Origin of the sequence: Arthrobacter sp. LjRoot14 (assembly GCF_964253905.1) — a bacterium.
GTDB lineage: Bacteria > Actinomycetota > Actinomycetes > Actinomycetales > Micrococcaceae > Arthrobacter.
In genome coordinates this window covers 1,039,329-1,056,498 of record NZ_CAXURL020000001.1, presented here as the reverse complement: position 1 = coordinate 1,056,498, position 17,170 = coordinate 1,039,329, and the positions used below count along the sequence as shown (strand labels likewise).

The window sequence follows — 17,170 nt, the reverse complement described above, 5'->3', positions numbered from 1 at the left end:
CCGCATTCGGTAGTGTCAGGTTATGGACAGCGGCACGTTGGTCAACTTCGCCTTGGTTCTCTTCTTTGTGTTGCTGGGCGGCGTCTTTGCCGGCACCGAAATGGCGCTCATCTCCCTCCGGGAAAGCCAGGTGCGCCGGATCGAGAAGGCCGGCAGACGCGGGGCCAAGGCTGCCGCGCTGGCCCGCAACCCCAACCGTTTCCTCTCCACCGTCCAGATCGGCGTGACCCTCTCCGGCTTCTTCTCGGCCGCCTACGGCGCGTCCACCATTTCACCCGACATCGAACCCGTCCTGGAACGCGTCGGGTTCGGCGCGGCGGCCGAGCCGGTGGCCTTTATCGGCATGACGCTGCTGGTGGCGTATCTGTCGCTGGTGCTGGGTGAGCTGGTGCCCAAGCGGCTGGCCATGCAGAGCGCCGTCGGCTTCACCAGGGTCCTGGCCCCGCCGCTGGTGGTCCTGTCCGAAATCATGCGGCCCGTCATCTGGCTGCTGTCCGTTTCCACCGACGCGGTGGTCAAGCTCTTCGGCGGCGACCCGCACGCCAAACGGGAGGGCATCAGCTCCGAGGAACTCTGGGACATGGTGGCGGAGAGCGACCTGCTGGAAGAGAGCAGCCGGCACATCCTGACCGACGTGTTCGGTGCCGGGGACCGCACGCTGCAGGAGGTCATGCGCCCCCGCACCGAAGTGACCTTCATCGACGGCACCATGAGCATCGCCGACGCACGCAGCATGGTCCGGGACGGCCCGTATTCGCGGTTCCCTGTGATCGGCAGGACCCCGGACGACGTCCTGGGCTTCGTCCACATCCGTGACCTGATGCCCCGGGATGACAAGCAGGATCAGCAAATGGTGAAGGACATTGTCCGCGAGCTCCTCCCCCTGCCGGGAACCAACCGGGTGCTGCCCACACTGTCCCGGATGCGCCGGCTGGGCCACCACATCGCGCTGGTGGTGGACGAATACGGCGGCACGGACGGCATCGTCACGCTGGAAGACCTGGTGGAGGAACTGGTGGGCGAAATCTACGACGAATACGACACCGGCGCCGACCACGAGGACCGCGTCACCGTGGCCAACGGATCCGTCGACGTGGACGGCGGCCTGATCCTGCAGGAATTCGCGGCCGCCACCGGCATCACCCTCCCGGAGGGCCGCTACGAGACCGTGGCCGGGTTCGTCATCTCCCGGCTGGGACGCCTGCCGGTGGTCGGGGACCGGGTAGAGGTGCCGGGCCACATGCTGACGGTGCTGGCCATGGACCGGCTCCGCATCGCCCGAATCCGGGTGACGCCCGTGACCGGGCAGCCGAAGGAACCCTGAGCTGTCGGCCTAGAGAGCAGGTGTCAGAGGACCTTGGACAGGAACGCCTTGGTCCGTTCGTGCTGCGGATCGTTGAGGACCTGCCGCGGCGGCCCCGCCTCCACCACCACTCCTTCATCCATGAACACCAGGGTGTCCGCCACCTCGCGGGCAAAGCCCATCTCGTGCGTCACCACGATCATGGTCATGCCGCTCTTGGCCAGTTCCTTCATAACGTCCAGCACCTCGCCCACCAGTTCCGGGTCCAGGGCACTGGTGGGCTCATCGAAGAGCATGAGCTTCGGGTCCATGGCCAGGGCGCGGGCGATGGCCACGCGCTGCTGCTGCCCGCCGGACAGGTGCGCCGGAAAGGCATCGCCCTTGTCCCCCAGGCCCACGCGCTCCAGCAGTTCCATGGCCCGGGCGGTGGCCTTGGCCTTGGAGATCCCTTTCACCCGCATCGGGGCCAGGGTGATGTTCTCCACCGCGGTCAGGTGCGGAAACAGGTTGAACCGCTGGAACACCATGCCGATTTCCTGGCGCTGGAACGCTGCCTCCTTGAGCTTCAGTTCGTAAAGCTTGTCCCCCTTCTGGCGGTAGCCCACCAGCTGGCCGTCCACCGACAGCCGGCCGCCATCCACCCGCTCCAGGTGGTTGATGCAGCGCAGGAACGTCGACTTGCCCGACCCGCTGGGCCCCACGATGCAGAGCACCTCACCCGGGTCCACCTCCAGGCTGATCCCGCGCAGCACCTTGTTGGTGCCGAAATTCTTGGAGACCCGCTCCGCGAGCACCATGGGCGCGTCCGTCATCCTTTTCCTCCAAAGTCATTGCCCAGCGGTCCGCCGGGGACCCCCGGGGCGCCCGGAACCGCGGCAGGTGCCGCTCCCGCCGTCGTGCTTCCCTTGCCGGTCTTGGCGCGTCCGGTTCCGCGCGAGAACCGCTTTTCAATGAAGTGCTGGCCCACCATCAGCACCGAGGTGAAGAGCAGGTACCAGAGGGACGCCACAATCAGCAGCGGCACCGGCGTGAACGTCACCGCGGAAATACCGCGGGACACCCCATACAGGTCAACGCTCAACGGGATCGCCGCCACCAGCGAGGTGGTCTTGAGCATCGAGATGACCTCGTTGCCGGTAGGCGGAATGATGATCTTCATCGCCTGCGGGACCACCACGTACCGCATGGTCTGGCCCCAGGACATGGCCAGCGCCGTCGACGCCTCCGCCTGCCCCTCGTCCACCGAGAGCAGGCCGGCCCGGACAATCTCTGACATGTAGGCGGCCTCGTTGAGGGCCAGGCCGATCACCGCGGTGATGAAGAGGTTGGTGAACACCTCATTCGGGATGGTGACCCACGGGTCCATGAACGGGATGCCCAGCGTGAACACCGGATAGATGAGCGCCACGATGCCCCAGAACACCAGCTGCACGTACACCGGGGTGCCCCGGAAAATCCAGATGTACAGCCAGGCGATGCTCTTCAGCACGGGGTTGGGCGAAAGCCGCATGATGGCCAGCAGCAGGCCGATCACGATCGCGCCGATCATCGCGTAGATGGTCAGCCACAGCGTCACCCACGCGGCCTGGCTGATCCGGCGGTCGAAGATGTACTTGCCCACGTCCGCCCAGCCGTAGTCCGGGCGTTGTGCGGCGTCCAGCACAAAGACCGCCAGGCCGATGATGAGGAGCACTGCCACCACGTTCCGCCACGGGTGGCGCAGCGGGATGGCGACGATCGCTTCCGGCGGCGCGCCGTCGTCGTCGTTCCATGCCCTGCCGGCCCGCTGCTTCCTGGCAGGATCCTTACTGCCGGGGTCCGGCTTCCTGGCAGGGTCTTTCCTGCCCGTGTCTTTCCTGCCCGTGTCTTTCGTGCCGGAGTCTTTCGTGCCGGGTTCCGGCTGCCTGTCCGGGTCCGCCTCAATCATCCGGCCGGGTTCCGGCTCGCTCATGCCGAATCACCCCTTGGCTGCCACGTTGAGGTCCGCCGTCTTGATGCCGCCGGCTTCCACGCCCCACTTGGACAGGATCTTCGTGTAGGTGCCGTCGTCGATCAGCGCCTGGAGCGCCTTCTGGAGGACCGGGGTGAACTCGCTGCCCTGGGCAACAGGGATGCCGTACGGCGCCACCTCGAAGGCGTCGCCGGCGGTCTGCAGCTTGTCCTTGGTCTTGGAGATTGCATAAAGAGTGACGGGCGAATCGGCGCTCATGGCGTCCACCTGGCCCACCACCAGGGCGTTGGTGGCCTGGTCCTGCGCGTCGTACTTGAAGATGGTGATGGCCGGCTTGCCGGCGTCGGTGCAGGCCTTCGATTTGGGCGGCACCTCGTGGGTGTCCTCATACGTGGTTGCCTGCACGGCCACCTTCAGCCCGCAGGCGTTGTTGGGGTCCACGGTCTTGCCCTTGGGCGCGGCCCACTGGATGCCGGCGGAGTAGTAATTCACGAAGTCCACCTGCTTTTCGCGTTCCAGCGTGTCCGTGAAGGAAGACATGCCCATGTCGTCCTTGCCCGCGCGCACGGCCGGAAGGATGTTGTCGAACGTGCCGATGTCGAAGTTGACCTTCAGGCCCATCACCTGGCCCAGGGCGTTGGTGAGGTCCACGGACCAGCCTGCCGGGGCCCCGTTGTCATCCTTGAATTCGTTGGGCGGGTAGTTGTTGGCCATGCCCACGTTCAGCACGCCGGCCTTCTTGATCTTTTCCGGCAGCATCGCGGCAATGGAGTCGTTCTTTTTCACGTCGATGGCCTCAGCGGTGCCGGACGCGCCGCCGGTGGCCGCCGGCTGGCTGTTGTCGACGCAGCCGGAAAGCGAGAGCGCCGTGGCGATGGTGAGGACGGGGATGAGGTATCGGTTGCGCATGGCTTCCTTAGCTGTTCAGGGATTTTTCGTAGCTCCCGCAACGCCGCGGGAGAAGTGCACTGTGTACTTGGTGGGAACTCGTTAGTGCGTGGTGCCTGACGCTGTTGTTTCAAGGATTTCCCCGGAATGACGGATGTCCCGGAGAATTTCGCCGCCCCGAGCCTTCACCTCGGAAATGCTGGAAACGCCTACTAACGTCATGGTACGCCGGAGTTCATCCGAGAAGATCTCGATGATCCGCCCGACTCCCGGCGAGCCCGCCGCCACCAACCCGTACAGGTAGGCCCTGCCAATGGAGCAGGCATCGGCACCCAGCGCCAGCGCCTTGAGGACGTCGCTCCCCCGGCGGATGCCCGAGTCCACATAGATCTCGATCGAATCGCCCACCCGTTGGCGGGACTCTTGCAGCACATCCATGGGGCTCAGCATGTGGTCCAGCTGGCGGCCGCCGTGGTTGCTGAGCTGGACGGCGTCCAGGCCGATCCGGGCGGCCTTGTCGACGTCGGCCGGGTTGACGCAGCCTTTGAGCACGATCTTGCCGTGCCACGCCTGCCGCAGGGCCTCCAGTTCCTTCCACCCGCTGGTGGCGTCCGAGTGGCCCAGGATGTGCTGCCACATGGACGGAGTGACCACCGAGGTGGCCGCGGCGCTGCGCGGATCCAGGTTGGGGAAGCTGATGCCGTCCGCCGACAGGAAGTTAATCCACCAGGAAGGCCGGCGGGCGATGTCCGCGATGGTGGAGAGCGTCAGCGCCGGCGGGGCGGTGAAGCCGTTCTGGAGGTCCCGTTCCCTGGCGCCCAGGGCGCGGGTGTCGACGCCGACAATCAGGGTGGTGAATCCGGCGGCTTCGCAGCGCGCCAGTTTGTCCTTCAGGGCTTGGGCGTCGGAAGTGAGCCCGAAGTTGAACCAGCGGTCAAGGGACGGGTGGCTTTCCGCGATGGCTTCCATGGACACGGTGCTCAGTCCGGCCAGCCCGTACGGGATCCCGGCCCGGTCAGCGGCAGCCGCGACCGCCAGCTCCCCGTCGGGATGGAACAGCCGCGTTGCCCCGGTGGGCGTCAGCGTCAGGGGCAGGGCACTGCTCTTCCCCAGCAGCGTGGTGCTGGTATCGGGTCCCGAGACCGGGCCCCAGCTGGGCATGAGCGCCCAGGAATCGAAGACCGCGCGGTTGCGGCGGAGCGTCACCTCGTCTTCGGAGCCGCCGTCGAGATAATCGAAAATCCCGGCCGGCAGGACTCTGCGTGCCGCCTTCCGGTATTCCTCCACATTAAAAGCGTTGGCCAGCACTCGGCGTCGTCGGGATATCACAGGGGCTTTGACCTGGACGAGCTGCCTGGCTTCGCTGAATTTCAATGACGGCCTTCCCACTGCGTGCGTACGTTGTGGTTCAGCGTACGAAGCGGGACTCACGGCCACTATGGAGAAAACGACAAATTGCCGGGCAGTTTCTTGGCAGCGGCTGCCAAATCGGGTTTTGTGGTTGGCCGCGCCGCCGGCGGCCTAGAGCTTGGGGATCAGGACCGGGGTGTTCTTCTTGTACGCCTCGTAATCGGCCTGGCCGCCCCATTTCGAATCGGCCTTCTTCTCCAGGAGCGGGATTCCGCTGGCTTTGATGAGCAGCAGCGCCACGAACACCGGCGAGAGCAAGGCCACCCACTGCCAGCCTTCCAGCACCGGGATGGCGATGAGGAGCACACCGATCCAGAGCACAATTTCGCCGAAGTAGTTGGGGTGGCGGGATTTCGACCACAACCCCGTGGAGATGAACTTGCCCTCATTGGCAGGGTCCGCCTTGAACCGGCCCTTCTGGTTGTCCGCCACGATCTCGATGCCGAAGCCGGCCGCCCACACCACAAAGCCCGCGAGGGCCCACCCGTCAAGTGCCACGCGGGTGGCGCTCGTAATGGCAATCCAGGCAGCTGCTGCGGTGAGGACCACCCAGAGCCCCTGAATGGTCCAGGTGTTCAGGAACCGGAGGAACGAGGGCTTGATCTCGTCGAAGCGGTCGTCCTTGCCGTGCCTGCTGACCCGGCGGAACAGGAAGCTTCCCAGCCGCGCGGCCCACGCCACCACCATTGCCGCGAGCAGAAGCCCCCGGGCATCCACGCCCGGGGTGAGCAGGACCAAGAGGAGGGTGATGGAGATGTACGTCAGGGCGCCGGTGAGGTCGTAGAACTTTTCGGTCTGCGCCTTGAAGGCGGGGATGAACGCCAGCCACTGGATGAGGAACGCAGCCCCGACTCCCACGGCGAACAGGGGGAAACCGCCCAGTGCCGCGCCGGCCTGGCTGCCGGCCGCGGCAACCAATGCCCCGATGACCACAACCACCGGAAGACTGATGAGCGCTTTACGGTCCGATTCCTTCATCAAAGCTTCCTTTCAGACGCCGGCACGAAATCCGACAAGAGCACCCGGGAGTCAATCCGCTAGCCAGCCTACTATTCAATCCTGTTTGAACATATAACTTTATTGAGTAGGGTGGATACATGCAAATGCAAGCAGGTGGGGACGCGAGTGCAACGCCTTTTCACCCGGCCGCCGTGGCACTGCAGGGCCTGTTCACCCTCGCCAACGAAACCGAGCGCGAAATCGCCCGCGGGCTGGGGATCAACCTGACCGATTTCCGCGCCCTGTCGGCGCTCGAACTGTCCGGACCGGTCACGGTGGGCAAGCTCGCCGAGGACCTCGGCGCAACTCCGGCCACCACCACTGCCATCGTGAACCGGCTGGAAAGCCGCGGCTACGTGGCCCGGCACCGCGGCGCGGACGACCGCCGCCAGGTCCAGGTGAGCGCCACCCCGGAATCCGCCAAAGGAATCATGGCCCTGATGCGGCCCCTGATGACCGCCACGGACCAGCACCTCAAGGCCCTGCCCGCCGCACAGCAGAGCGCCGTGGCGGATTTCCTCGACGTCGCCCGGCACCTGATGCGTGACCACCTCCGCACACTTTCCGAGAAGGACAGCCAATGAGAGAGTCCACCACCCCGCTGCTCGTTGAGCCGTCCGTTCACCGGAACGCGACCGAGCTCCTGATGCACCGGTTCCGGACCGCCCCGGACCACGTCGCCTTCGAGGTGCGCGCCGCGAACGCTGCGATCACGGAACCGTGGCGCCGGGTGACCACCCGCCAGTTCGTGGACGAGGTGCGTGCCCTGGCCAAAGGCCTCATCGCCGTCGGGCTCCAGCCCGGCGAATCGCTGGCCATCATGTCCCCCACCCGGTACGAGTGGGCGCTGGCCGACATGGCAGCGTGGTTCGCCGGCGCCGTCGTCGTGCCCATCTACGAGACGTCGGCAGCTCCCCAGGTGGCCGCGATCCTCGTCGACGCAGACGTGCGCCTCGCGATTGCCGGCACCGCCGGGCACGCGGCCCTGCTGGAGCGCGGATTCGAGCAGGCGGGGATGCCGGGCCTGGGTGTCTGGACGATGGACGCCAGCCCGGGCGCGGACCTGGCTGAGCTCGTAGTCCGCGGCGCCGGGATCTCCGACGCCGCGGTCGAGGAGCGGCGCCTGCTGTCGGACCTCGACTCGGTGGCCACCATCGTCTACACCTCCGGCACCACCGCCGCACCGAAAGGCGCCCTCATTACCCACGGCAATTTCGTGGGGCAGGTACTGAACGTGGGGGCCGCCTACACGGAAGTGGTCCGCGAAGGCGGCAACACCATCATCTTCCTGCCGATGGCCCACGTGCTGGCCCGCGGACTGCAGCTGATCTGCCTGGCCAACGGCATGCGGATCGCGCACCTGTCCGATCCCCGCGACGTCGTCCCCGCCCTGGGCGTCCTGCGGCCGACGTTCCTGGTGGTGGTCCCCCGCGTGCTGCAAAAGATCCGGGCGTCCGCCGCGGACGCCGCGGCGAAGAAGCACCTGGGCCGGGTGTGGGCTTCGGCGCAGCGCACAGCGGTGGAGTGGGGCCGGTTCGCCGAAGCCCGCGACGCCGACCCTGCCGTCAAGGCCGCGCCGGGGCTGCGGCTGAGGCATGCCCTGTACGACCTCCTCTTCTACGCCCGGCTGCGGAAGCTGATGGGCGGACGGCTCGGCTACCTCCTGTCCGGCGCGGCCGCGCTCGACGCCGAGCTGTCCCTGTTCTTCCGCGGCCTGTCCCTGCCGGTGATCGAGGGCTACGGCCTCACCGAGACCACCGCTCCGCTGACCGGAAACATGCCCGGGGCGATCACGTCAGGGTCCGTGGGCGTCCCCATGCCGGGAACCACCGTCCGCATCTCGGACCAGGGCGAGGTGCTGGCCCGCGGCGTCGGCGTGTTTGCCGGCTACCGCAAGCCCTCGGACAACACGGAAGCCTTCGCCGACGGGTTCTTCCGCACCGGCGACCTCGGCATGATCGACGGCACGGGACGGCTTACGCTCACGGGCCGGCTCAAGGACGTCATTGTCACCGCGGGCGGCAAGACTATCTCCCCCGCCATCTGGGAAGGCTACGTGGAGGGCGACCCCCTGGTGGCCCATGCCGTGATGGTGGGAGAGGGCAAACCGTACCTCGGCGGACTCGTGCTGCTGGATCCGGATTCCGTGGCGGCCTGGGCAGCGCGCGAGGGCATCACGGAGCTGGCGGGCTTGCGGATCCCGGACGACGGCGGCGCGGTCCGGATCGACGACGCGCGGCTTCTCGCAATGATTGGCAACGCGGTGAGTGCCGCCAACGCGAAGATCGCGCAGTCCGAGCAGGTGCGCCGCTTCGTGCTGCTGCTCACCGACCTCAGTGAGGCCAACGGTATAGTGACGCCCACCATGAAGCTCAAGCGCGCAGCCTTCAACGAACGCACCCGGCATATCGTCGAGACCCTCTACGCCCAGCCAAGGAGCCAAGCATGAACATCCGAGTCAAGAAGTGGCTGCTCGCCTATGCGGCGGCCGCCGTCGTGTTCGCCGTCATCGACGTTGCCTGGATCCTCACCGTGGCGAACAGGCAGTACGAAAGCCAGATCGGGGACCTGCTGGCGCCCAGCGTCAACCTCGCGGGCGCCGTCGTCTTCTACCTGATCTTTGTCGTGGGCATCGTGCACTACGGCATCCGGCCCAACGATGCCGGCGCCACCCTGCGGCAGCGGGTGACGGGCGCAGCCTTGTTCGGTTTCTTCACCTACGCAACCTGGGCCCTGACCGCGCTGGCCGTGCTGAAGGACTTCCCCGTCCTGGTGGCCGTGACTGACATCGCCTGGGGTGCCGGGGTGTGCAGCGCCGTCACCTGGCTGACCACTACCGTGCTCCGGCCGGCCCGTGTCCAGCAGCGTGCGTCGTAGTCCTCGACGCCGCCGGTCCGGTCAGTAGCTCCGTCATGCCTGCTGACGGCGCGGGGGTGTTTCCCGGAGCGCAGAGCCAATCCCAGCCCACCCTCGCGGACGTGGCGCGCTCGGCCGGATCGGAAATCGTCAGCGTCGTGGAGATGCCGGCCGATGACCAGCAGGCTGTCGCGGGCTCGGTGCTGTACGACTCAACCGCCGCTCCCGCCACGTTCCCCGGCGCTGTTGCCCTGGCCATCGGCCTGTCGCTGTCCGGAAAGCGCCTGCGGGCCAAGGTCCAGGAGCTCAAGGACGCCGGCTACGTGGCCATCGTCTACAAGACCAACGGGAAGCCGGACACGGCACTCCGGGCAGCCGCCAGGGAAACCGGGGTGGCGCTCTTCCGGGCTTCCGACTCCGTGCCGTGGAACCAGCTGGCAGAGATCATGGACGCCGCCGTCATCCCCCACCGGCGGTCCGGCCGCACCCTGGTGGACATCCGCCCCGGGGACCTGTTCGACCTCGCCAACACCGTTGCAGCCCAGGCCGGCGGTGCCATCGCGATCGCCGATCCGGACCAGACGATCCTGGCTTATTCCACCCTCCCGGACCAGCCCATCGACGAGACGCGGCGGAGCTCGATCCTGCGCCTGCATGTGCCGCATTCCGAGCAAACCGACAAGGACTATCGGCGCGTCCATGCCGCCAGCGACGCACTGGATGTGGCGACGGAGGACCCCGGGCTCCGGCGCACGGCCATCGCCATCCGGGCCGGCGGCGCCGTGCTGGGTTCGCTCTGGCTGCTGGAACGCGCCGACCACCACAACGAGGACGCAAACCGGATCCTGCGTGAAGCCGCCAATGTTGCCGCGCTTCATATCCTGCATAAGCGCACCACCTACGTCTCGAACCTCACGCGCCAGATGGACCTGGTCAAGCCGCTTTTGTTCGAACCCGAGCGCGCCGAGCTGGCCGCCATCCGGCTGGGGATAATGGCGGCGTCCATCCGCGTGGCCGCGCTCAGCGTCTGGCCGGCGGACGCCATCGCGGCCGAAACGCTGCAGTCCCGCCTCCGGCTGTTCGACACCATCCGGACCGCCTGCGCCATCCGGCTGCCCTCCGCGGTCTGCGGGCTCTCGGACGGCATCGTGTACATCGTCCTGCCGCAGAGCACCGAATCGTCCCAGCAGTTCCAACGCGGCGCGCTCCTGAAGATTGTCCAGAACGCGCGGCGGCTTCTTTCACGCCCCGTCCTGGCCGCACTGGGTGCGGCGGCCACGATCGACCGGCTCGCGGAGTCCCGGGTCAACGCGGAACTGGTGCTGTCCGAACTGGTCCGCAACGTCGTCGAGGGACGGATATCCGCCGACTCCGACGACGTGGTGGCCGACGACGAGTCCCTCGGCTCCCGCCTGCAGCTGCGCCAGATCGCCACGTCCTTGACAGCGTCGGGCCAGCTGCCCGGGACCCACGCGCTCCGGATCGCCGGGTACGACGAACACCACAAGAAGTCGTTCGAAGAGACCATCTATGCCTACCTGAGCTGCGGCGGCAACGCGATCGAGGCCGCCAAGGCCCTGGACGTGCACGTCAACACCGTCCGCTACCGCCTGTCCCGGGTGCAGGCCCTGTTCGGCATCGACCTGGATGATCCCGAGACGCGCCTGCTCGTGTGGCTGCAGTTGTGGGCGAGGCACAACCAGTAGCGGCTTCACCATCCCGTCAGCCGAACTGAACCTCGCTGAGGGCGGCCGCTACCGGTTCCGCATGGCGCCGCCGGAAGGTGAGCCGTTCCACCTCTCCGGCGAGTTCCTGGAGATCGATCCGCCCTTTCGCCTCGTGTACACCTTCCGCTGGGAGGAGCCGACGCCGGATGACCGGGACACCGTCGTCGACCTTTCATTGCAAACGGCCGACGACGGCACGCGCCTGGCGCTCTCACAGGGACCGTTCCTCACGGAGGAACGGCTGGAACTGCACCGCGGCGGCTGGACTGATTCGTTCGAGAAACTGCAGGCGGTCCTGGAGAGTCGCGGCTGAGGCGGCGTCCGCTCAGTCCGTCAGTGTTTCAGGCCCTTCGCGTAGGCGGCCTGCCCCACATGCTGGAGGCAGTCGGCGATGGTGCTGACCAGCCGCACCCCGAGCGTGACCGGCGGATCCCAGCGGGTGTCCACCACGCGGTCGAAATCGTCGTCGCCGAGCGTCTGCAGGAAGTCAGCGGTCTGCCGGTGGACGGCGTCGTAGTAATCCAGCAGCAGCCCCGCCGGGGCCTTCACGGAATCGACCTGGGCGCTCGAATGACCGTAGCCGGTGTCACGCTCGCGCAGCGGCAGGTTGAAGCGCCCCGCAAACCCCTGCGAAGTCCACACCTGGTCCAGGCCGGCTGCGGAGGCCACCTGCGCGTCCTCCACGCGGCCAAGGTGCCAGATCAGCCACGCAATCGAGTTTCCGGTGCCGGCGGGGCGGCGGGTCAGGGCATGGTCCCCCACGCCACCCAGGGTTGCTTCCACGGTCTCCCGGATCCGGCCGAAGGCGTCCAGCAGCAGTTCGTTGGATTTCATCAGGTCCCCTCGCTGTGTGTCGGTGAGGCCCATGCTTGCACGGATGCGTCGCCACGGCATAGGGCCGGGCGGCGCGCGGGATAATGGAGTTATGACCGAACAGGACCAGAGCCGGGATCCGTGGGAAGAGTTCGACAAGCTCCAACCCGCAGGCCCCGACCGCGTAGAGGGGCTCCCCGGCGGACAGCCTATGGGCTTTGGCTTCCGCACGGGCGTGCGCAGCGCCAAGGTGGCCTTCGGCTTCGCCGTGTATGCGCTGGTCCTCGGAACGGTGCTGGTCCTCACCGGTGCCGTCGTGTTCATCAGCCAGGGGCAGTGGCTGCTGCTCGGGCTGATGGTGCTGATCGAGGCCGTCTTCGTCTTTGCCTTCAGCCAATTGGTGCGCCTGGCGCGCCACCGGCGCTCAGCCTCTTAGGCGGGAGGACGCCGTCGTCCGGGGAGCACACTAGCCCTGCCGTTGCCCCGCCTTGACGGTCTTGCGATACTTCACACATGCCTGCCCTCCCCGCCACCTTCGCCGAAGACGTCATCAACCAGCCGGCCCGCGTCCAGTTCGAGGCGTTCCTCCATGAGCACCGCAGCATGCTGAATGCCTGCCTGGACGGGCTGACCGAGGAGCAGGCGCGGCGGTCCCTGGTGCCGTCGCGGACCACGCTGCTGGGCCTGGTGAAGCACGCCACTTTCGTGGAGAAGGTCTGGTTCGACGAAGCCATCACCTGCCGGTCCCGCGTCGAGATCGGCATCCCGGCCACCCCGGATGAGTCGTTCATCCTCGATGACCGGGACACCATCGCAACCGTCCGGCAGGCCCACCGCGAAGCGTGTGAAGCTTCCGTCCGCGCCACGTCGGTCCTGGAGCTCGACGACGTGCTCCGCGGCAACCGCCGCGGACCGCTGCCGCTGCGCTGGGTGTACCTGCACATGCTGCGCGAACTCGCCCAGCACTGCGGGCATGCGGACATCCTGCGCGAGCAGATCACCGCCGGCTAAGGCCGTGAACGCAGCCATGGACTACACCGAAGACCCGCGCGTGGACCGCTACATCGAAGCGCTCCCGGCCTGGCAGCAGGCCATTTGCCGGCAGGTCCGCGACCTGGTCCACGCCGTGGATCCCGACGTCGAAGAAACCATCAAACGCACCGTCCAGCCCTACTTCGTCCTGGACGGGAACATCTGCGCCCTCCTTGCGGCGAAGGACCACGTCAACGTGTTTATGTACGACGGCGGCATCGTCCCGGATCCGCACAACATCATCACCGCCGGGCACAGCAACAAGACAGCCCGCACCGTCGCCTTCCGCGAAGGCGAACCCCTGAACGAGGACGCGCTCGGCGAGATGTTCCGGGCGATCATCGCCAACAACCGCGCCGGGGGCTGGCGGAAGATCAAGGGCGGTGGATAGCCGCCTTTCTGCGATTGTCCCCACCCGTGTCTAGGGTGAGTGCATGGGTAAACAGTGGTCACCAACAGGGACAACCGGCAAGTGAGCGCCTCTGCCGTGACTTCAGCGAAGGTCCCCGGCTGGTGGGAGTCCGCCGTCATCTACCAGGTGTATCCGCGCTCCTTCGCGGACGGGAACGGCGACGGCGTGGGCGACCTCGCCGGGCTGGCCGCACGCCTCCCGCACATCGCCTCGCTGGGTGTGGACGGCATCTGGATGACGCCGTTCCAGCCCTCCCCGCAGGTGGACCAGGGCTACGACGTGAGCGACTACTGCGGCGTGGACCCGCTCTTCGGCACCATGGAGGAGTTCGACCGGCTGCTGGAGCTGGCCCACTCCCTGGACCTGCGGATACTGCTCGACGTCGTGCCCAACCACTGCTCCTCGGCCCACCCGCTATTCCAGCAGGCCGTCGCGGCAGGCCCGGGCTCGCCGGAGCGGGAGCTGTTCCACTTCGTCGAAGGCCGCAGCTCCGGCCCGGACTCCCCCGGCGACCTGCCGCCCAACAACTGGCAGAGCGTGTTCGGCGGGCAGGCCTGGAGCCGTGCAAACCCGGGTTCGGAAACCGACACCGAGTGGTACCTGCACCTCTTCTCGGCCGGCCAGCCCGACTGGAATTGGCGGAACCCGGCGGTGGGCGACTACTTCGAAGGCGTGCTCCGCTTCTGGTTCGACAAAGGCGTGGACGGCCTCCGGGTCGACGTCGCCCATGCGCTCTTCAAGGCGGAAGGCCTGCCGGACGCACCCTCCGCCACCGCCGTAGTGGACGGGCTCCGGGCCAACCCGCTGGTCTCGGACCAGGAGGAAGTCCACGAGGTGTACCGCCGCTGGCGCACCCTGGCTGAAAAATACCAGCCGCACCGGCTGCTGGTGGGCGAGGTCAACCTGGAACCCGCCCGGGCCGCGCGCTACACCCGCGCCGACGAGATGCACCAGGCGTTCGCGTTCGCCTTCGTGAAGCTCGGCTGGGACCCTGCGGCCTGGGCGTCTGCGGGTGCCGAGCTCGAGGCCGCCCGGCAGGCCCACGGCGCGGCGCCCAGCTGGGCGCTGGAGAACCACGACATCGTCCGCTCCGCGACCCGCTTTGCCGGTACCGGGGCGGGCGGCGCCGAACTGGGGGCACGCCGCGCCCGGGCCGCGCTGCTGGCCCTCCTCGGACTGCCCGGTGCCGCCTACATCTACCAGGGCCAGGAACTCGGACTGCCCGAGGCGGACGTCCCCGTCGACGCCCGGGCGGACCCCATGTGGGTGCGCGGCGGCATCACCCGCGACGGCGCCCGCGTCCCGCTCCCCTGGACCGAGGACCCGGCGCTGAACCACGGCTTCTCGCTTTCACCTCAAGCAGCCGAACCCTGGCTGCCGCAGCCCGCCGGCTGGGGCCGGCACGCCATCGAAACCCAGCAGCAGGACCCTGGTTCCACGCTCGCGCTGGTGACCGCCGCCGTCGGACTCCGCCGTCAGCTGTGGGAGCGGGGCGTGTTCACAGAGCACGACGGCGGCAGCTGGCGTGTGGAGGACGGGAACCTGCTGATCTGCGAGCGCAGTGCGGGCTTCTTCGTGGCCGTCGCGATGGGAACGGAACCGGTGCGGCCGCCTGCCGGGACCGTACTGGCCAGCGCCATGCCGCTCGAAACCGACGGCTGGCTGCAGCCGGACAACGCGGTGTGGGTGCTGCAGGCCCCCTAGTCATGTGACAGTGAGGTGGGTGGCGGCACCCGGGCCGGTGCCGCCGTCGTGCTTCCCCGCGCGCCGCCGCGTTACTGCCCGGGGGCCCGGTACGCCGGTGTCTTCCTGGCTGCGTCGTCGATGTCTTCCGGCGTCATGAGCGGCTTCAGGCGGACGTTCACGCTGCCCGTCGAATTGATCATCAGCGAAAGGGCGGCGGCGTCAGCCGAGCTGGGGACCTCGAACACGCCAAGGACGTCAGTGTCCCCGAAGGCGTAGTAAAAGCTCTCGAGCGATCCTCCTACGGAATCGAGGGCCTGGACCAGCGCCTCACGCCGCTTGGTACCGCCTTCGCGCATGAGCCCCTTGATTCCCTCGCCCACGTAATTCGCTTCAAAAAGATACTTGGTCATGGTCTTTCCTGTCTGGAAGCGGTCCCCGGGGTGGGGCCGTGGGCACAGCGTAGGCTCTCATCCGCGTGCGAACAACGGGTTCCGCAACGTCCATAGGCGCCCGGGCATGGATGAGGATATCTTGAGCAGACAGGAGCAGCCATAACCCTCACGCACCACACTCCGGAGGCAATAAACTGACAGAACTGGACGACCACGGGCTGCCGCTGACAGCCCTTGCCGTGGCTGCCGTGACCCGGGAGCGCCGAAATATTCCCGCCAGGGTGGGTCTGACAGACCCTGCCTGACGCCCAATAAATCAGGTAATTTGAGTGGAGGACCCCGGCAATTGGCGCCGCGTTCCTCCCCACTCCCTGAAAAGGATCCACACCCGTGTCTCCCGCGACCTCCGCTTCCGCACGCGACCGCATGCCCTTCGGCGCGCTGCTGGTGCTGTCGATGATCGGCTTCACCGCCATCACCACCGAACTGCTGCCTTCCGGCCTGCTCCCCCAGATCAGCGCCGGCCTCAACGTGTCCGAGCCCGTGGCCGGCTATCTCACCGCGGGGTACGCCGCCATCATCGTGGCCACAGTGATCCCGGCCGCCATGCTCCTCGCCCGCATCCCCCGGCACACCCTGCTGGTGTCCCTGGTGCTGACCTTCGCTATCAGCAACGCCCTGGTGGGCCTGGTGTCCGACTTCGGCGCAGCCCTTGCCGCCCGGCTGGTGGGCGGCATCGCGCACGGCCTGCTCTGGACCGCGATGGCGCCCTTCGTGGCCCGCATTGTCCCCGCCCACAAGGTAGGCAAGGCGATGGCCATCGTCTTCAGCGGCAACAGCCTGGGCCTCGCCATTGGTGCACCGCTGGGAACCGCACTGGGCGGGCTGATCGGCTGGCGCGCATCCTTCCTCCTGCTCGCGGGCACCGGCGTGGTCCTCGCGGGACTTGCCATGTGGCTGCTGCCCGCCGTCCGCCGGCTCCCCGACGCGCCTCGGCCGTCCCTGCGCAAGGCCATCGGCCAGCCCGGCGTGAAATCGGTGGCCATAGCGTGGCCCCTGATGCTCATGGCGCACTTCGCGCTGTTCACCTTCATCGCGCCGTTCCTCCGCGAGGCCGGCCTGCCCGACTACACCATCACCCTCTCCCTCACCGTCCTGGGATTCTCCGGACTGGTGGGCATCTGGATCGCCGGCATCACCGTGGACATGCGGCCGCGCCGCTCGCTGCTGATAACGACGGCGGTCATCGCCGCCGCGTTCCTCCTCCTCCCCCTGGGCGGGAGAACAGTCCCCGGAGCCCTGGTGCTCATGGGGATATGGGGAGCGGCCTTCGGCGCGATCGGCATCTACAACCAGTCCGCCATCCTCCGCGCCGGCAAGGAGTACCGGGAAGCCGCCAACGGCCTCACCGTGCTGACCATCCAGCTGGGCATCACCATCGGCGCACTCTACGGCGCAGCCGCCCTCACCACGGCGGGACCGCTGATGGTGCCCGTTGCGGCCGCGGTTCCGGTCGTCGCCGCGCTCGTGATCATGGTGACCGGCCGCAGGCATGCCTACCCGCCCGGTCCGAAAGAGGCCGGGTACGTTGCGCCTGTTGCAGCTGCGACGGAGGCACCTGCCGCCGCCGTGGCCGCACCGTCGGAAACTTCAGCGGACGCGGCCTCGCGCGCCTAAAAAGGGTGCGGCACCGCCACGGGA

18 protein-coding genes are annotated in these 17,170 nt (G+C 67.5%); 11 read left to right on the top strand and 7 right to left on the bottom strand.

The genetic code is table 11. The features are described 5' to 3' along the window. Positions 1-22: 22 nt before the first annotated feature. Positions 23-1,324, top strand: a complete 1,302-nt coding sequence (locus tag ACSQ12_RS04990) for a hemolysin family protein (protein WP_436064565.1) — start codon at positions 23-25, stop codon at positions 1,322-1,324. Positions 1,325-1,347: 23 nt separating this feature from the next. On the opposite strand, the gene ACSQ12_RS04985 is transcribed toward ACSQ12_RS04990, so the two are convergent. From ACSQ12_RS04985 to ACSQ12_RS04965, 5 genes are all read right to left on the bottom strand, one after another. Beyond that, positions 1,348-2,115 carry an amino acid ABC transporter ATP-binding protein gene (locus ACSQ12_RS04985; RefSeq protein ID WP_280872979.1) on the bottom strand — a complete coding sequence of 256 codons (768 nt, stop codon included), beginning with the start codon at positions 2,113-2,115 and terminating at the stop codon, positions 1,348-1,350. Continuing rightward, a complete protein-coding gene (locus ACSQ12_RS04980) occupies positions 2,112-3,254 on the bottom strand; it encodes an amino acid ABC transporter permease (protein WP_436064564.1) in 1,143 nt (380 codons plus the stop codon). The genes ACSQ12_RS04985 and ACSQ12_RS04980 overlap by 4 nt, the downstream gene beginning before the upstream one ends. A 6-nt stretch (positions 3,255-3,260) precedes the next feature. After that, positions 3,261-4,163, bottom strand: coding sequence for an ABC transporter substrate-binding protein (locus ACSQ12_RS04975; RefSeq protein ID WP_436064563.1), 903 nt, complete (start codon positions 4,161-4,163; stop codon positions 3,261-3,263). Positions 4,164-4,244: 81 nt separating this feature from the next. Beyond that, the gene (locus tag ACSQ12_RS04970) at positions 4,245-5,516 is read right to left on the bottom strand and encodes an alpha-hydroxy acid oxidase (RefSeq protein ID WP_436064562.1); all 1,272 of its coding nucleotides are present in this window, start codon (positions 5,514-5,516) and stop codon (positions 4,245-4,247) included. A gap of 147 nt (positions 5,517-5,663) precedes the next feature. Continuing rightward, positions 5,664-6,530, bottom strand: coding sequence for a DUF1295 domain-containing protein (locus tag ACSQ12_RS04965; RefSeq protein WP_436064561.1), 867 nt, complete (start codon positions 6,528-6,530; stop codon positions 5,664-5,666). Between the two features lie 119 nt (positions 6,531-6,649). Between ACSQ12_RS04965 and ACSQ12_RS04960 the strand changes: the two genes are divergently transcribed. The 5 genes from ACSQ12_RS04960 to ACSQ12_RS04940 are packed head-to-tail and all read left to right on the top strand — an operon-like array spanning position 6,650 to position 11,447. Further along, a complete protein-coding gene (locus ACSQ12_RS04960) occupies positions 6,650-7,135 on the top strand; it encodes a MarR family winged helix-turn-helix transcriptional regulator (protein WP_436064560.1) in 486 nt (161 codons plus the stop codon). Further along, entirely contained in the window at positions 7,132-9,000 is a 1,869-nt protein-coding gene (locus tag ACSQ12_RS04955) for an AMP-dependent synthetase/ligase (RefSeq protein WP_436064559.1), read from the top strand. Before ACSQ12_RS04960 ends, ACSQ12_RS04955 begins: the two co-directional genes overlap by 4 nt. Continuing rightward, on the top strand, positions 8,997-9,428 hold the full coding sequence (locus ACSQ12_RS04950; RefSeq protein WP_436064558.1) for a DUF2177 family protein: 432 nt from the start codon (positions 8,997-8,999) through the stop codon (positions 9,426-9,428). The genes ACSQ12_RS04955 and ACSQ12_RS04950 overlap by 4 nt, the downstream gene beginning before the upstream one ends. 35 nt (positions 9,429-9,463) lie before the next feature. Further along, positions 9,464-11,113 carry a PucR family transcriptional regulator gene (locus tag ACSQ12_RS04945; protein ID WP_436064557.1) on the top strand — a complete coding sequence of 550 codons (1,650 nt, stop codon included), beginning with the start codon at positions 9,464-9,466 and terminating at the stop codon, positions 11,111-11,113. Next, complete coding sequence (locus ACSQ12_RS04940) at positions 11,055-11,447, top strand: SRPBCC family protein (protein WP_436064556.1); 393 nt, start codon at positions 11,055-11,057, stop codon at positions 11,445-11,447. The genes ACSQ12_RS04945 and ACSQ12_RS04940 overlap by 59 nt, the downstream gene beginning before the upstream one ends. A 20-nt stretch (positions 11,448-11,467) precedes the next feature. Here ACSQ12_RS04940 and ACSQ12_RS04935 read toward each other — a convergent pair whose 3' ends face one another. Further along, the gene (locus ACSQ12_RS04935) at positions 11,468-11,968 is read right to left on the bottom strand and encodes a mycothiol transferase (RefSeq protein WP_436064555.1); all 501 of its coding nucleotides are present in this window, start codon (positions 11,966-11,968) and stop codon (positions 11,468-11,470) included. A gap of 91 nt (positions 11,969-12,059) precedes the next feature. Here ACSQ12_RS04935 and ACSQ12_RS04930 point away from each other — a divergent pair, with 91 nt between their 5' ends. The 4 genes from ACSQ12_RS04930 (at position 12,060) to ACSQ12_RS04915 (ending at position 15,095) form a co-directional block, all read left to right on the top strand. Further along, positions 12,060-12,383, top strand: coding sequence for a hypothetical protein (locus tag ACSQ12_RS04930; protein ID WP_436064554.1), 324 nt, complete (start codon positions 12,060-12,062; stop codon positions 12,381-12,383). A gap of 77 nt (positions 12,384-12,460) precedes the next feature. Further along, entirely contained in the window at positions 12,461-12,958 is a 498-nt protein-coding gene (locus ACSQ12_RS04925; protein WP_436064553.1) for a DinB family protein, read from the top strand. A gap of 4 nt (positions 12,959-12,962) precedes the next feature. Next, positions 12,963-13,370, top strand: a complete 408-nt coding sequence (locus tag ACSQ12_RS04920; RefSeq protein ID WP_436064552.1) for a DUF1801 domain-containing protein — start codon at positions 12,963-12,965, stop codon at positions 13,368-13,370. Positions 13,371-13,451: 81 nt separating this feature from the next. Further along, a complete protein-coding gene (locus ACSQ12_RS04915; protein WP_436064551.1) occupies positions 13,452-15,095 on the top strand; it encodes an alpha-amylase family glycosyl hydrolase in 1,644 nt (547 codons plus the stop codon). A 71-nt stretch (positions 15,096-15,166) separates the two neighbouring features. Here ACSQ12_RS04915 and ACSQ12_RS04910 read toward each other — a convergent pair whose 3' ends face one another. Further along, positions 15,167-15,487 carry a GYD domain-containing protein gene (locus ACSQ12_RS04910; RefSeq protein ID WP_390248562.1) on the bottom strand — a complete coding sequence of 107 codons (321 nt, stop codon included), beginning with the start codon at positions 15,485-15,487 and terminating at the stop codon, positions 15,167-15,169. 372 nt (positions 15,488-15,859) lie between these two features. On the opposite strand from ACSQ12_RS04910, the gene ACSQ12_RS04905 reads away from it, so the two are divergent. Continuing rightward, positions 15,860-17,146, top strand: a complete 1,287-nt coding sequence (locus tag ACSQ12_RS04905) for an MFS transporter (protein ID WP_436064550.1) — start codon at positions 15,860-15,862, stop codon at positions 17,144-17,146. Positions 17,147-17,170 lie beyond the last annotated feature (24 nt).